The following is a 14,660-nucleotide window of genomic DNA, read 5'->3' on the forward strand; positions in this document are numbered from 1 at the left end:
TCAGTTCCAGGTCTTCAGGGTGTGTTTCCGTCTGCCACCGGCCGGTTCACCTTCAGGTGAATCATGGCAACAGTGAACAACAGGAAGGTCAGTACCGTCAAAATGACCGGCCCCGGGGCGCCTTCGCTCAGCCATGCCGAAACAACGGCCTGAGTGAAGTAGAAGATCACCACGAAGGACATCCAGATATAGCCCCGATTGTGACCGCGAAAGACCGTGACCGCAAAGGGCAGAAGCGGGACCAGTTTCACCGCCAGCATCAGGGGTATTGAAACACCCTCGACGGGAGCCGGGTAGAACGTGGTAATCAGCAGGGTGGCAAGCACGCCGATGTAAAGGGCGATCGTCGCCCGCACAGTGATGCGGGCCTTCGGGTTGTTCAGCATAGTGTGTTCCGGAGTCGGTAAGTGTAAAGCAAAGTACGTCCTGCGCCCGGTCGCGTATCAGTCAGCGAGTTTCAGCGCCAGTCGCGCCAGACGTTCGCCGAAGGCCTGGCACAGGGCTTTCTCATGCGTGCTCAGGGGTTGCTGTTCGCCGGTTCCGGCCCAGTGGGTAGGGCCGTAGGGTGTGCCACCGGTGTCCGTTTCGCCGAGACTCTTCTCCGAGTAGGGGAGACCACAGACCACCATGCCATGATGCAGCAGCGGCATCATCATGGTCATGAGAGTCGTTTCCTGCCCGCCATGGAGGCTGCCGGTAGAGGTAAACGCGCCCGCCGGTTTGCCTTCCAGGGTTCCGCTCAGCCAGAGGTCGCCGGTCGTGTCGAGGAAATGCTTCAGGGGCGCTGCCATGTTGCCAAAGCGGGTGGGGCTGCCGATGGCCAGACCGGCGCAATTTGCGAGATCGGATTTGCTGGCGTAAGGCGCTCCAGAGTCCGGAACTGCGGGCAGGGACGCTTCCGTGTCCGGTGAAACCGGCGGTACCGCCCGCAACCTCGCTTCCATGCCTGTTACCCGGGCCACGCCACGACCAATCTGGCTGGCCAGCTCCGCAGTCTGGCCTGTGCGGCTGTAAAATAGCACGAGAACATAGGGCAATTGATCGGACATCTTCAGAGATCCTTCTGATCTGGCTGGAGGAGATTGTTGGGCGTTACAGGATCGAGAGAACGTTTTCCGGTGGCCGGCCAAGTGCTGCTTTGCCGTTGGCGGTCACAATCGGTCGTTCAATCAGTTTCGGTGTTGCTACCATCGCGGCGATGAGTTGTTCGTCGCTCAGGTCGGGGCTGTTCAGGCCCTGTTCTTTATACTCTTTTTCTTTCGTGCGCATCAGTTCGCGGGGGCGAAGATCCAGTGCGTTCAGGATATCCTTGAGCTCCTGCTCTGTCGGTGGTGTTTCCAGGTAGCGTATAATCTCTGGCTCAATTCCCCGTTCGGTAAGCAGTTCAAGGGTTTGGCGGGATTTCGAGCAGCGAGGGTTGTGGAAAATCCGGGTGGGTTCTGTCATCTTCGTGCCTGATTGTCTGAATGGAGTCCACGATTTCTGTGGCCGGTAGTCTAACAGGAGGTTTTCCAGTGCAGTACCCTGATTCTGTCCGTAGGCGTTCCGGCCTGCATGTTCTGGCCGTGGCGCTGCTCATTCTGGCGATGTCCGGCTGCCAGAAAATCGAGCTTGAGCGGGCAGAAGGCACAAAACTGAACTGGGACACCTTGCGCGGCCAGTGGGTGTTGGTTAACTACTGGGCGGAATGGTGCAAACCGTGCCTCGAAGAAATTCCCGAGCTCAATGAGCTGGACAAGGCGCCCGACATTACCGTACTAGCCGTCAATTTTGATGGGGTGCGGGGCGACGCATTGGTCGAACTGGGCGAGCGTATGGGGATTGAATTTACCATGCTGGCGGACGATCCAGGGCCGGGGTTCGGCTGGAAGTTACCGGTCGCGCTGCCTGCCACTTTTCTGGTTAATCCGGGCGGCGATCTGGTCGAGACCCGTTTTGGACCCCAGACCGAAGAAGAACTCCGGGCCGTGATCGGCGGTTGAGCCGGCCGCCCCAACTGAATTACACAGCAGGAATAACCTGACGTTATGTCGCAGACTTTTGTACACCTCCGCGTCCATTCCGAATACTCCATGGTGGATGGCCTGGTCAGGGTTAAACCGCTGATAAAGCGCGTTGCCGAGCTGGGCATGCCGGCTGTTGGCCTTACCGAGCAATCCAACATGTGCTCGCTGGTTCGCTTTTACAAGGCGGCCATGGGCGCGGGCGTCAAACCCATCATTGGCGCCGATCTGTGGCTGGAAAATCCCGACGAGCCCGAGAATCCGTTCCGCATCACGCTGTTGGCGCGAGATAACGACGGTTATCTCAACCTCACCGAAATCATTTCCCTGGGGTATACCGAGGGGCAGCGGTTTGGCAAGCCGATCATCCAGCGCAAATGGCTTGAGGCTCGGCCGAACGGTTTGATTGCGCTCTCTGGTTCGAGAATGGGCGATGTGGGCAAGGCTTTGATGGCGGGCAAAACGGAATTGGCCCGCGAGCGCGCCCGTTACTGGATGGATTTGTACCCGGATAGCTACTACCTCGAGTTACAGCGCACCGGTCGTCCAGGAGACGAAGACTGCCTGCACCTGAGTGTTGAGCTGGCCGGTGCTCTTGGCCTTCCGGTGGTTGCCACTAACGATGTGCACTTCCTGGAGGCGGAAGACTTTGAGGCTCACGAGGCCAGGGTCTGTATCGGTGAGAGTCGTACCCTGGATGATCCGCGCCGTGATCGCCGCTTCAGTGACCAGCAGTACCTGCGCAGCGCCGATGAGATGATCGAGCTGTTCAGCGACATTCCAGAAGCAATCGAGAACACCGTGGAGATTGCCCGGCGCTGCTCGGTGAAGGTTCGGATGGGTGAGTATTTCCTGCCCAATTACCCGATTCCCGATGGCATGACCATGGACGACTATTTCCGGAAGGTCTCCGAGGAGGGGCTGGAAGAGCGGCTGGCCAAGACCCTCAGCAAGGACGATCCGGAATACGATGCCAAACGCGAGGCCTACTACAAGCGCCTGAACTTCGAGCTGGATATCATCATCCAGATGGGGTTCCCGGGCTACTTCCTGATCGTGATGGACTTCATCAAGTGGGCCAAGAACAACGGTGTGCCCGTGGGGCCAGGCCGGGGTTCCGGTGCCGGCTCGCTGGTGGCCTACGCCCAGCTGATTACTGACCTGGATCCACTAGAGTATGACTTGCTGTTCGAGCGGTTCCTGAACCCGGAACGGGTTTCCATGCCCGACTTTGACGTCGACTTCTGCATGGAGGGCCGGGACCGGGTGATCGAATACACCGCCCAGAAATACGGACGAGAGGCGGTGTCGCAGATTATTACCTTCGGCACCATGGCCGCGAAGGCGGTTGTGCGGGATGTTGCCCGGGTCCAGGGCAAATCCTACGGCTTGGCCGACAAGCTGTCTAAAATGATTCCGTTCGAGCCGGGCATGACCCTTGAGAAGGCTCTGGAGCAGGAGCCACAGCTGGTCGAGTTTCTTGAGAACGACGAGGAAGCCCAGGAAATCTGGGAAATGGCCCTGAAGCTCGAGGGGGTGTGCAGGAACGCCGGTAAACACGCCGGCGGCGTGGTGATCGCGCCCACCAAGATCACCGATTTTTCGCCCCTGTACTGCGACGACGAGGGCGGAAGCCTGGTGACCCAGTTCGACAAGGGCGACGTGGAAGACGCCGGGCTGGTGAAGTTCGACTTCCTGGGCCTGCGGACGCTCACGATCATCAAGTGGGCGCTGAACATGATCAATCCACGCCGGGAAAAGAAGGGCATGCAGCCGCTCGACATCAACGAGATTCCGCTGGATGACGTGCCCTCGTTCGACATGCTCAAGAAAGCGGAAACCACGGCGGTGTTTCAGCTGGAATCCCGGGGCATGAAGGACCTGATTCGCCGTCTGCAGCCAGACTCACTGGAAGACATGATCGCCCTCGTGGCCCTGTTCCGGCCGGGGCCGCTGCAATCGGGCATGGTGGACGACTTTATCGACCGTAAGCACGGCCGCCAACCCATGTCCTTCCCGCATCCGGATTACCAGTATGAAGGCCTGAAGCCGGTTCTGGAGCCCACCTACGGGGTTATCCTGTACCAGGAGCAGGTCATGCAGATCGCCCAGGTGATGGCCGGTTATACCCTTGGTAATGCGGACATGCTGCGGCGCGCCATGGGTAAGAAAAAGCCCGAGGAAATGGCCAAGCAGAAGCAGTTTTTCCTGGATGGCTGTGAGCAGAACGGGATCAACACGACCCTGGCCGAAAACATCTTTGACCTGGTAGAGAAGTTTGCCGGCTACGGCTTCAACAAATCCCACTCCGCCGCCTATGCACTGGTGTCCTACCAGACACTCTGGCTGAAAGCCCATTACCCGGCAGAATTCATGGCCGCGGTACTGACTGCCGATATGCAGAACACCGACAAGGTGGTCACGCTGGTAGAAGAGTGCCGGAACATGAAACTGGATCTTCTGGTGCCAGACGTCAGCCGTTCGGAATACACCTTTACCGTCAACGACGAAGGCCAGATTGTGTATGGCCTCGGTGCTATCAAAGGCCTGGGCGAGGGCCCGATTCAGAGCATCGTGGAAGGTCGTGGCGATGGCGAGCCCTATCAGGATATTTTCGATTTTTGCCGACGCATTGACCTGAAAAAGGTCAACAAGCGCGCCATGGAAGCGCTGATCCGGTGCGGCGCCATGGACAAGCTTGGCGCCAGCCGGGCTCAGTTGATGGCCAGCATCGATAAGGCCGTGCAGCAGGCCGGCCAGCAATCCCGTAACGAGTCCGTCGGCATGATGGATATGTTCGGCGAAATGCTCGAGGCCGGTGATGGTGGCGATCCCTACGAGGACGTGGCCGGCATGCGCGAGTGGCCCGAAAAACAGCGGCTGAAAGGGGAGAAAGATACCCTGGGGCTTTACCTCACCGGCCACCCGTTTGATGAATACGAGAAAGAGGTTCGGCGGTTTGTCCGGTCCTCCATCGCCGATCTGAAGCCGAACAAGTCACCCCAGCGCGTCGCCGGGTTGGTGGTTGCCCAGCGCACCATGAAAACCCGCACCGGTTCCACCATGTGTTTCATTACGCTGGATGACAGGAGCGCGCGGATAGAGGCGACCCTGTTCTCGGAAGCCTTCTTTGAAAATCGGGAGCTGTTGCAATCTGACCAGGTGATTGTGGTGGAAGGTCAGGTGAGCCACGACGACTATTCCGGCCAGATGAAGATGCGGGTGAGCTCGGTGATGGATGTCGCGAGCGCTCGTCAGCAGTTTAGCCGTGGGTTGAAGCTCAACCTGCACGCCGATCAGCTGCAGAACGGACTGCTGGAGAAACTGGACACCACCCTGAGGCCGTTCCGCTGTGATGGCAGTCCGGTCTGGATTGAGTACAGCAGCCCCGAGGCGTCCACCCGGATCGAGCTGGGTGAATCCTGGCGGGTGCAGCCGGATGACAACCTGCTACTGGAGCTCCGTTACCTCGTAGGCGACCAGTCGGTAGAACTGGTCTATGATTGAGTAAGCTGAAAATTAAAAGTTTGTCAGATAGCGGACTCATACCAATGTCCGCTTTAGCCACTGACCGGGCGCTGCTATCTTTGTGTAAATTCTGGTTTGGCGGAGCATTTTCCCGCCTGGCAAAAAATGATGGAACATCATGAACCCTAACTATCTGGATTTCGAACAGCCAATCGCCGACCTGGAAGCCAAGATTGAAGAGCTTCGGATGGTTGGCAATGACACCGACATCAATATCACCGACGAGATCACCCGGCTGAAGAAAAAGAGCGTCAGCCTCACAGAGAGCATTTTCTCCGATCTCAAACCCTGGGACGTTGCCCGACTGGCTCGCCATCCCCGCAGGCCCTACACCCTGGACTACATCGAATCCATGTTTGAGGATTTCGATGAACTGCACGGCGATCGCCGTTATGCAGACGACCTGGCGATCGTAGGGGGTACTGCCCGGCTGGACGACAAGCCGGTAATGGTGATTGGTCACCAGAAGGGCCGGGAAGTGCGGGACAAGGTAAAGCGCAACTTTGGTATGCCGCGCCCTGAGGGCTATCGCAAGGCCCTGCGCCTGATGGAAATGGCCGAGCGGTTCAAGATGCCCATTCTCACGTTCATCGACACGCCGGGTGCCTATCCCGGCATTGGTGCGGAAGAGCGTGGGCAGAGTGAGGCCATTGCCTTCAACCTGGCCGTGATGTCCCGCCTCAAGACACCCATTATCTCCACGGTGATCGGTGAGGGCGGTTCCGGTGGCGCGCTGGCCATCGGTGTCTGTGACCAGCTGAACATGCTGCAGTATTCCACCTACGCGGTGATTTCCCCAGAGGGCTGTGCGTCGATCCTCTGGAAAAGTGCCGAATACGCTGCCCAGGCGGCGGAGGCCATGGGTGTTACGGCTGACCGGCTTAAAGATCTGGGGCTGGCGGATAACGTGGTAACCGAGCCCCTCGGCGGTGCTCACCGCAACCCTGAAAAAATGTCGGAATCCCTCAAAGAGGTTCTGGCGAAAGGCGTCGCTGAGCTCAGCCGCCTGCCACTGGATGAGCTGGTATCCCGCCGCTACGAGCGGCTGACCCGCTATGACACCGGGCGCTGAGCCCGGTTCCGGATTCCACTGGCCGGAGGCCCTGTGTGCCCCGGTCAGAGAACTCCCCGATCACGCCCGTCTTTGGGTCGCCCTGAGCGGTGGCCTCGATTCCACCCTGTTATTGCACCTGGCAGCCCACTGCCATGGCTGTTCCGGCGCTGTCCGGGCGATCCATATCAATCATCAGCTTCAACCCAATGCATCGGATACCGAGTCGTTTTGTCGCGGTGAATGTGAGCGACTTGGCGTGCCGCTTGTGGTTGAGCGGGTAACCGTCGATGGTGGTCGTAGCTCGGGTGCGGGTATAGAGGAAGCTGCCCGCAAGGCTCGCTATGCCGCCCTCGAGGCGCTGGTCGGGAAGGGCGACCTGGTCTTGATGGCTCACCATGGGGATGACCAGGCGGAAACCGTTCTGTTCCGGATGCTCAGGGGCAGCGGTTTGGCCGGGCTGGCGGGCATGCCGGCCAGTCGTGAGCTGGGCGCCGCGACCCTCGTCCGGCCCCTGCTCGCGTTTGAGAGGGCCGAACTCGAGCGCTGGGCCAGGGTCGCTGGCCTGTCATGGGTTGATGACCCCAGCAATACCGACCAGCGATTTGACCGGAATTTCCTCCGTCACACTGTGTTGCCGCTCTTGCGGGATCGCTGGCCGGGGTTGAATCGCAGGCTGCGGCACACGGCGGAATCCTGTGGCGAGAGCGAAGCGCTGAACCGCAAACTGGCCGCTTTGCAGTGGCAGGCAATCGGCGGCGACCGGGACCGTCTCCCCGTTGATGGCCTGAAAACACTGCCTCTGGCGGAGCAGAAGAATCTGGTCCGTTGGTGGGCACGGGAACGCGGGTTTCATGCGCCCACCCCTGGTGACTGGCAGCAGGTCATTCGGGACCTGCTGTTTGCCGCAGAGGATCGGGAGCCGGAGTTCCGGTCCGACGGTTTCAGTCTGCGACGTTTCCAGGGTGATCTTTGCCTGGTTCCCGACCGCGGCCCTTTACCGGACGCTCCGGTCGATCTCGAGCCGGGGGAGGGCGTGGCGTGGGGAGAGTGGTCCCTCAGGTTGGAATCTGTCGTTACCCCGGAACAGTCGTTGCCGCCAATACGGATATTTACGAGGCAGGGTGGCGAGCGGGTCCGTTTCCGTCCCGATGGGCCGTCCCGTTCGCTCAAGAAATGGCTGCAGGAAGTCGGCGTTCCACCCTGGGAAAGGGCCCGTCTGCCGCTGGTTTTCGCGGGTTCAGAGGGCGCAGCAGAGCTCATTGCCATTGGCGATTTATGGTGTTCTGAACAATACTCGGGAGGCGCCCATGCCGCCGGTTGGCGGCTGGTCATAGAGCGGGAATGTGATTGAGTCAATGGGGCCTTTCTGGTAGTCTGGCGTCCCATCTTGAGATGACAATCTCCCTCCTTCACCGAACCAGACAATCACGGAATCTGCATGACGCGTTATATTTTCGTCACCGGCGGTGTCGTGTCCTCCTTGGGGAAAGGTATCGCATCAGCCTCTCTGGCTGCGATCCTCGAGGCACGCGGCCTGAAGGTCACTATTCTCAAGCTGGACCCGTACATCAACGTGGACCCCGGCACCATGAGCCCGTTCCAGCACGGTGAGGTTTTTGTCACCGAGGATGGCGCGGAAACAGACCTCGATCTGGGCCACTACGAGCGCTTCATCCGCTCCCCGATGAGCAAGCGCAACAACTTCACCACCGGTCGGGTGTACGAGGAAGTAATCCGCAAGGAGCGCCGTGGCGACTACCTGGGGGGAACTGTGCAGGTAATCCCCCACATCACTGACGAGATCAAGCGCCGGGTCGTTGAAGGTGCTGCTGGCGCCGACGTAGCGCTGATCGAGATTGGTGGCACGGTAGGCGATATTGAATCCCTGCCGTTCCTAGAAGCCTGCCGCCAACTGAAGGTTGAAGTCGGTCCCCAGCGTGCACTTTTCATGCACCTGACCCTGGTTCCGTACATTGCCACTGCGGGTGAGATCAAGACCAAGCCCACCCAGCACTCGGTCAAGGAAATGCGCTCTATCGGCCTGCAGCCGGATATCCTGCTGTGCCGCTCCGAGCACGAGGTGGACGCCAGTTCACGTCGCAAGATTGCCCTGTTCACCAACGTCGAAGAGCGGGCCGTTATTCCTCTCCAGGATGCCAAATCCATTTACGCCATTCCTCGCATGCTCTATGAGCATGGCCTGGATCAGCTCGTTATCGAACGATTCGGCCTGGATGCACGTCCTGCGGACCTCAGTGAGTGGGACAACGTTGTTGAATCACTGATGAATCCCGAGCAGGAAGTGACCATTGCCATGGTTGGCAAGTACATGGAGCTTCTCGACGCGTACAAGTCGCTGATCGAATCCCTGCTGCACGCCGGCATCAAGACCCGCACCAAGGTCAATATCAACTACATCGATTCCGAAGACATCGAGCGTGATGGCACCGGTGCGCTGGCCAGTGCCGACGCGATTCTGGTGCCGGGCGGTTTCGGTGAGCGCGGCGTGGAAGGCAAGATCCGCACGGTTCAGTATGCCCGTGAGAACAAGGTGCCTTACCTTGGCATCTGCCTGGGTATGCAGGTTGCTGTAATTGAATACGCGCGGAACGTGGCCGGCCTGACCGACGCTCATAGCACAGAATTCCGCGAGCACACGCCGGAGCCGGTGGTGGGCCTGATCACCGAATGGCTGGATTCCACCGGAGAGCGCGAAGAGCGTACGGAAGAATCTGATCTTGGCGGGACCATGCGTCTCGGCGCCCAGGATTGCGTGCTTACCGAAGGTTCCACCATTGCCAACTGCTATGGCAAGAAAACCATTCGCGAGCGTCATCGCCATCGTTACGAGGTCAACAACCACTTCCTGCCAAAGTTGGAAGAGGCCGGTCTTCAGATCTCAGGTCGTTCGACCGATGGTCGTCTGGTCGAAGTGGTTGAAGCGCCGGATCATCCCTGGTTTGTCGCCTGTCAGTTCCATCCGGAATTTACTTCCACGCCCAGGGACGGCCACCCGTTGTTCAAAGGCTTTGTTGAGGCAGCACTGGCCTGCAAGAAAGGATCCTGAGCATGGCGCAGAACACTGTAAACGTTTCGGGAATCGACGTCGCCAACGACAAGCCGTTTGTGCTCTTTGGTGGCATGAACGTCCTCGAGTCGCCGGAGCTGGCCATGGAGGTTGCCGAGGCCTACGTTGAGGCCACAGGTAAACTCGGCATTCCCTACGTTTTCAAGGCGTCGTTTGATAAGGCCAACCGTTCGTCGGTGAATTCGTTTCGTGGTCCAGGCCTTGAGAAAGGGCTGCAGATTCTGGCGGACATCAAAAGCAAGTTTGGTGTTCCCATTATTTCGGACGTCCACGAGCCGGCCCAGGCCGCTCCCACAGCGCAGGTATGCGACATCATCCAGCTGCCGGCTTTCCTGAGCCGCCAGACCGACCTGGTGGTCGCCATGGCGAAAACCGGTGCGGTGATCAACATCAAGAAGGCCCAGTTCCTGGCTCCCCAGGAAATGAAGCACATCATCACCAAGTGCGAGGAAGCCGGCAATGACAAGGTGATCCTGTGTGAGCGGGGCAGCAGCTTCGGCTACAACAACCTGGTTGTCGACATGCTGGGCTTTGGCATCATGAAAGCCATGAACGTACCGGTGATGTTCGATGTGACCCACTCCCTGCAAATGCCCGGCGGACGCGCGGATTCGGCCGGTGGCCGACGTGCCCAGGTGACTGACCTGGCGCTGGCGGGTATGTCCCAGGGGTTGGCCGGATTGTTCCTTGAGGCCCATCCGGACCCGGACAAAGCCAAGTGCGATGGCCCCTGTGCTTTGCGGCTGAGCCAGCTTGAGCCCTTCCTGCAGCGGGTGAAAGCTGTGGATGATCTGGTAAAAAGCTTTAAACCTATCGACACCGCCTGATTGGCGGTGTTGGCGTTTTACGCGGACTATGGGAGCGAGCGGGAACGGCCCTGCGAAAATGTAGAGGGCCGTTCCCTCTCGCTCTGACTCCCGAATTTGAACATGAACTTGGAGACAGAGAAGAATGACCAAGATTGCCAACATCAAGGGCCGTGAGGTTCTGGATTCCCGCGGTAACCCGACAGTAGAAGCCGACGTTATCCTGGAAGACGGCACCGTCGGCAGCGCCTGCGCGCCTTCTGGTGCCTCCACGGGTTCCCGGGAAGCCCTGGAACTGCGTGATGGTGATGCATCCCGTTACCTTGGCAAGGGTGTTCTGAAGGCTGTGGAAGCCGTGAACAGCAAGATCCGTGATGCACTGGTAGGCAAAGATGCAGCTGATCAGCGTGCCCTGGATCAGATCATGCTGGACCTCGACGGTACCGAGAACAAGGCCAACCTGGGCGCCAACGCCATCCTGGCAGTTTCCCTGGCGGCGGCCAAGGCTGCAGCTATCTCCCTGGGCAAGCCGCTGTATGCGCACATTGCAGACATCAACGGCACCTCTGGCCAGTTCTCCATGCCGGTGCCGATGATGAACATTCTGAACGGTGGTGAGCACGCGGATAACAACGTTGATATCCAGGAGTTCATGGTTCAGCCGGTTTCCGCCAAGAGCTTCTCTGAAGCCCTGCGTGTTGGCGCGGAGATTTTTCACAGCCTGAAAAAAGTGCTTAAGGCCCAGGGCCTGAACACAGCGGTCGGTGATGAGGGTGGTTTTGCTCCCAACCTGCCCTCCAACGAAGCGGCGCTGGCGGTTATCCAGGAAGCGGTCGAGAAGGCCGGTTACAAGCTTGGTACCGATGTGACCCTCGCCCTGGACTGTGCGTCTTCCGAATTCTACAAGGATGGCCAGTACCAGCTGTCCGGCGAAGGCAAGAGCTTCGATTCCGAGGGCTTTGCCGATTACCTGGCAGGTCTGTGTGAGCGATACCCGATTGTCTCCATTGAAGACGGCATGGACGAGAGCGACTGGGATGGCTGGAAGGTGCTGACCGACAAACTGGGCGCCAAGGTTCAACTGGTCGGTGACGACCTGTTTGTGACCAACACCAAAATCCTGAAGCAGGGTATCGAGAAGGGCGTGGGTAACTCCATCCTGATCAAGTTCAACCAGATCGGCAGCCTGAGCGAAACCCTCGATGCCATCAAGATGGCCCAGGATGCCGGTTTCACTGCCGTGATTTCACATCGTTCCGGTGAAACCGAGGACACCACCATTGCCGATCTGGCGGTGGCGACCTGCGCCGGCCAGATCAAGACCGGTTCCCTGTGCCGTTCGGATCGTGTTGCCAAGTACAACCAGCTGCTGCGCATCGAAGAAGCGCTGGACGGTAAGGCGCCTTACCGCGGCCTGAGCGAAATCAAAGGGCAGGGCTGATCGACTGATCCCACCGGTTCTGGCAGAGTGTCTGGCCGGTAATTGGCGAAAAACTGTTAAGGCCATCGTGTTCTGGGCGAAATTCCGGACATGATGGCCTTTTTGTACAGGCAGTTAGAAGAATTTGTTGCTAATCTACTCTAAGGTCTATACTCAACGTCCGGCGTTGGTATTTTGATTGATTGAATTTTGAACGGAATCGGCAATGAAGTTGCTCTGGACCTTAATGGTGGTTGTGATTCTCCTGCTGCAGGTGCGCCTGTGGGTCGGGGAGGGCAGCTTTGCGCAGGTATGGGCTCTGGAGCAGTCCATTGCCGAGCAACGTGAAGAAAATGCCGAGCTAGCTACCCGCAATGAACGTCTCTATGCGGAAGTCAGGAATCTGCGTAACGAGCAGGGCGCCGTTGAAGAACGGGCCAGAATGAACCTCGGCCTGATAAGAGACGACGAGACCTTTTTCCTGGTTGTTGAAAACTGATTGTCTATGCCTGCTCCGAGACTCTGGCTGATTGTTCCTGCCGCCGGCATCGGCCAGCGTATGCAGGCTGAGCAACCGAAACAGTACCTTCGGCTTGGCGAGCGTTTCATTCTCGACATCACCCTTTCCCGACTCATGGATTCCGCGCCTTTTTCCGGCTGCATGGTGCCATTGCACCCGGCCGACCATTGGTGGCCGGATACCGAAGCCAGCGGCGATAGCCGAATCCAGACCTGTACCGGCGGTTCCGAAAGAGCTGGTTCGGTGTTGTCGGCGCTGCACGCCATGGCGGAACAGGTGAAAGATGACGACTGGGTTCTGGTGCACGATGCGGCGAGGCCCTGCCTTGATACCCGGGATCTTTCCAATCTGATTGACCGGCTCTACAGCCATCCGGTTGGGGGGCTGCTTGCCTCGCCGGTTGCCGACACTTTAAAGAAAGCCGGTACTGCTGAACTCCCGGAAGTGATTGAGACCGTTGATCGCACGGGGTTGTGGCGGGCTCTGACGCCCCAGATGTTTCGCTATCGTGTTCTTGTTGATTCTCTGGAGGCAGCTCTTGCCCGAGAGCTTCCGGTGACCGATGAGTCCTCCGCGGTGGAGTTTTCCGGTAACATGCCGGTGCTGGTTGAAGGGCGGCCGGACAATATCAAGATCACCGTGCCCGCCGATCTGGCACTGGCAGGCTTCATTCTGAGCCAATTCTGAACTTTCGGAGTGTTCCGGAGCACATTATGCGTATTGGTCAGGGCTTCGATGTCCACGCCTTCTGCGAAGGCGACTCTGTGATTATTGGCGGCGTAAGCATTCCGCATTCCCACGGGCTCAAGGCTCATTCTGATGGTGATGTCCTGCTGCATGCGTTGGCAGATGCATTGCTGGGCGCTGCCGCGCTTGGCGACATCGGGCATTTCTTCCCGGACACCAGTGACGAGTGGGCAGGGGCCGACAGCAGGGACCTTTTGCGTCGGGTTGTGAACCGGGTCCGGGACGAGGGTTTCTCCGTCGTTAACGTGGATACCACAATCATTGCCCAGGCTCCCAAGATGGCGCCCCAGATCGATGCCATCCGTTTGAACATTGCCGAAGATCTGGGTGTGCCGGCCAGTCGTGTCAGCGTGAAAGCCACCACCACGGAAAAGCTGGGTTTTACCGGGCGCGGCGAAGGCATTGCCTGCCAGGCGATCTGCCTGCTTGAACCGGTGGAATCTTGAGCAACTGGCGCCTTGACTGGCCAACCTCCGGCGGCAGTCGTATTGCCTCTGGCCGCCTGAAAACCGCCCCGGGCGATTTCATTGTCGACGAATTGCTGGAGCTGCCGGAAAGCGGCCCGGCCGTCGAGGGAGATGTAATCGCAGGCAGTGGCGAGCATCTTTGTTTGAAACTGGAGAAAGTGGGTGATAACACAGAGTATGTTGCCCGCGAATTGGCCAGGATCGCCGGGTGTCGTCACTTTGATGTCGGTTTCTGTGGGCTCAAGGATAGGCATGCTGTGACCCGCCAGTGGTTCAGTCTGTACCGTCCCGGAAACGAGGATCGGGACACCGCTCTGATCCGGGAGATTGGCCTACGCTGGCAGGTTCTGGCGGTTTCGCGGCAGGCGCGGAAATTGCGGCGCGGGGAGCACAGGGGTAATGGCTTCACGATTACCCTGAGGGCCGTCTCCGGTGAGCACCAGGTTATTGACCGAGCGCTGGAGCGTCTGGGCGATATTGGGGCTCCAAACTACTTTGGCCCCCAACGGTTTGGCAATGATGGCGCTAACCTTGACCGTGCGGTGCATCTCGATCCCGCTACCCTGAACCGACGTGGCCGGTCCGGTGGAAAAGGCCGGGGTGGCAAAAAGCGAGCTGGCAGCGACGGCTCGAAAAACGTATTGTATTTTTCGGCAGCGCGCTCCTGGCTGTTCAATGAGGTGCTGGCAGCTCGGGTAGACGATGGCAGCTGGGCCGAGTCAGGAGCGACAGGTCCACTGTGGGGTGACGGCGGCACCACCGCTTGCGGTCCCCTGGAAACCTTCGAGCGGGGCATTGTCGCGCAAACCCCGGAGTTGGCCGCCCTTTTTTCGGTCACCCGGATGAAACCGGAGCGAAGGCCATTGGCGGTAAAACCGGAGAGCCTCTCCTGGCAGTGGGTCGCTGAAGACTGTCTGGAGCTGGCGTTTTTTCTTTCGCCCGGCCAGTACGCGACAACGATTTTGAGTGATATTTTCGAGCTTGAGGACATGAGCCTCGGCCGACACAACGAACAACAAGGCTAGCG

At 58.8% G+C, this 14,660-nt stretch carries 14 protein-coding genes; 11 read left to right on the top strand and 3 right to left on the bottom strand.

The features are described 5' to 3' along the window. Nucleotides 1–14: 14 nt before the first annotated feature. The 3 genes from ACP86_RS17340 to arsC are packed head-to-tail and all read right to left on the bottom strand — an operon-like array spanning nt 15 to nt 1,446. Nucleotides 15–386, bottom strand: coding sequence for a DUF2069 domain-containing protein (locus ACP86_RS17340; RefSeq protein ID WP_008172908.1), 372 nt, complete (start codon nt 384–386; stop codon nt 15–17). A gap of 57 nt (nt 387–443) precedes the next feature. Then, entirely contained in the window at nt 444–1,049 is a 606-nt protein-coding gene (gene wrbA / locus ACP86_RS17345) for an NAD(P)H:quinone oxidoreductase (RefSeq protein ID WP_008172906.1), read from the bottom strand. A gap of 43 nt (nt 1,050–1,092) precedes the next feature. Beyond that, a complete protein-coding gene (arsC, locus tag ACP86_RS17350; protein ID WP_008172904.1) occupies nt 1,093–1,446 on the bottom strand; it encodes an arsenate reductase (glutaredoxin) in 354 nt (117 codons plus the stop codon). A gap of 68 nt (nt 1,447–1,514) precedes the next feature. Here arsC and ACP86_RS17355 point away from each other — a divergent pair, with 68 nt between their 5' ends. From ACP86_RS17355 to truD, 11 genes are all read left to right on the top strand, one after another. After that, nucleotides 1,515–1,982 carry a TlpA family protein disulfide reductase gene (locus ACP86_RS17355; RefSeq protein ID WP_008172901.1) on the top strand — a complete coding sequence of 156 codons (468 nt, stop codon included), beginning with the start codon at nt 1,515–1,517 and terminating at the stop codon, nt 1,980–1,982. Nucleotides 1,983–2,027: 45 nt separating this feature from the next. Beyond that, nucleotides 2,028–5,510, top strand: a complete 3,483-nt coding sequence (gene dnaE, locus ACP86_RS17360) for a DNA polymerase III subunit alpha (protein WP_053114905.1) — start codon at nt 2,028–2,030, stop codon at nt 5,508–5,510. Nucleotides 5,511–5,649: 139 nt separating this feature from the next. Further along, entirely contained in the window at nt 5,650–6,603 is a 954-nt protein-coding gene (gene accA, locus ACP86_RS17365) for an acetyl-CoA carboxylase carboxyl transferase subunit alpha (protein WP_008172897.1), read from the top strand. Beyond that, the gene (tilS, locus tag ACP86_RS17370) at nt 6,587–7,936 is read left to right on the top strand and encodes a tRNA lysidine(34) synthetase TilS (protein ID WP_053114906.1); all 1,350 of its coding nucleotides are present in this window, start codon (nt 6,587–6,589) and stop codon (nt 7,934–7,936) included. The genes accA and tilS overlap by 17 nt, the downstream gene beginning before the upstream one ends. Nucleotides 7,937–8,023: 87 nt before the next feature. Next, nucleotides 8,024–9,652, top strand: coding sequence for a CTP synthase (locus ACP86_RS17375; RefSeq protein ID WP_008172892.1), 1,629 nt, complete (start codon nt 8,024–8,026; stop codon nt 9,650–9,652). A gap of 2 nt (nt 9,653–9,654) precedes the next feature. Next, nucleotides 9,655–10,500, top strand: a complete 846-nt coding sequence (gene kdsA / locus ACP86_RS17380; RefSeq protein WP_008172890.1) for a 3-deoxy-8-phosphooctulonate synthase — start codon at nt 9,655–9,657, stop codon at nt 10,498–10,500. A 124-nt stretch (nt 10,501–10,624) separates the two neighbouring features. Further along, the gene (gene eno, locus ACP86_RS17385) at nt 10,625–11,920 is read left to right on the top strand and encodes a phosphopyruvate hydratase (RefSeq protein ID WP_008172888.1); all 1,296 of its coding nucleotides are present in this window, start codon (nt 10,625–10,627) and stop codon (nt 11,918–11,920) included. Nucleotides 11,921–12,125: 205 nt separating this feature from the next. Next, entirely contained in the window at nt 12,126–12,398 is a 273-nt protein-coding gene (locus tag ACP86_RS17390; RefSeq protein ID WP_008172887.1) for a septum formation initiator family protein, read from the top strand. Nucleotides 12,399–12,404: 6 nt separating this feature from the next. Next, a complete protein-coding gene (gene ispD, locus ACP86_RS17395) occupies nt 12,405–13,106 on the top strand; it encodes a 2-C-methyl-D-erythritol 4-phosphate cytidylyltransferase (RefSeq protein WP_008172885.1) in 702 nt (233 codons plus the stop codon). Nucleotides 13,107–13,132: 26 nt separating this feature from the next. Continuing rightward, on the top strand, nt 13,133–13,612 hold the full coding sequence (gene ispF / locus ACP86_RS17400; RefSeq protein WP_053114907.1) for a 2-C-methyl-D-erythritol 2,4-cyclodiphosphate synthase: 480 nt from the start codon (nt 13,133–13,135) through the stop codon (nt 13,610–13,612). Further along, nucleotides 13,609–14,658, top strand: coding sequence for a tRNA pseudouridine(13) synthase TruD (gene truD / locus ACP86_RS17405; protein WP_053114908.1), 1,050 nt, complete (start codon nt 13,609–13,611; stop codon nt 14,656–14,658). The genes ispF and truD overlap by 4 nt, the downstream gene beginning before the upstream one ends. Nucleotides 14,659–14,660: the final 2 nt, after the last annotated feature.

Source organism: Marinobacter sp. CP1, from assembly GCF_001266795.1.
GTDB classification, from domain to species: Bacteria; Pseudomonadota; Gammaproteobacteria; order Pseudomonadales; family Oleiphilaceae; genus Marinobacter; species Marinobacter flavimaris.

Bases quoted from the DNA above. Each gene is read 5' to 3' on its own strand.
- arsC (WP_008172904.1), bottom strand. From the start codon at position 1,446: ATGACAGAACCCACCCGGATTTTCCACAACCCTCGCTGCTCGAAATCC.
- ACP86_RS17390 (WP_008172887.1), top strand. From the start codon at position 12,126: ATGAAGTTGCTCTGGACCTTAATGGTGGTTGTGATTCTCCTGCTGCAG.
- accA (WP_008172897.1), top strand. From the start codon at position 5,650: ATGAACCCTAACTATCTGGATTTCGAACAGCCAATCGCCGACCTGGAA.
- tilS (WP_053114906.1), top strand. From the start codon at position 6,587: ATGACACCGGGCGCTGAGCCCGGTTCCGGATTCCACTGGCCGGAGGCC.
- kdsA (WP_008172890.1), top strand. From the start codon at position 9,655: ATGGCGCAGAACACTGTAAACGTTTCGGGAATCGACGTCGCCAACGAC.
- ACP86_RS17340 (WP_008172908.1), bottom strand. From the start codon at position 386: ATGCTGAACAACCCGAAGGCCCGCATCACTGTGCGGGCGACGATCGCC.
- eno (WP_008172888.1), top strand. From the start codon at position 10,625: ATGACCAAGATTGCCAACATCAAGGGCCGTGAGGTTCTGGATTCCCGC.
- ACP86_RS17375 (WP_008172892.1), top strand. From the start codon at position 8,024: ATGACGCGTTATATTTTCGTCACCGGCGGTGTCGTGTCCTCCTTGGGG.
- wrbA (WP_008172906.1), bottom strand. From the start codon at position 1,049: ATGTCCGATCAATTGCCCTATGTTCTCGTGCTATTTTACAGCCGCACA.
- ispD (WP_008172885.1), top strand. From the start codon at position 12,405: ATGCCTGCTCCGAGACTCTGGCTGATTGTTCCTGCCGCCGGCATCGGC.
- ispF (WP_053114907.1), top strand. From the start codon at position 13,133: ATGCGTATTGGTCAGGGCTTCGATGTCCACGCCTTCTGCGAAGGCGAC.
- dnaE (WP_053114905.1), top strand. From the start codon at position 2,028: ATGTCGCAGACTTTTGTACACCTCCGCGTCCATTCCGAATACTCCATG.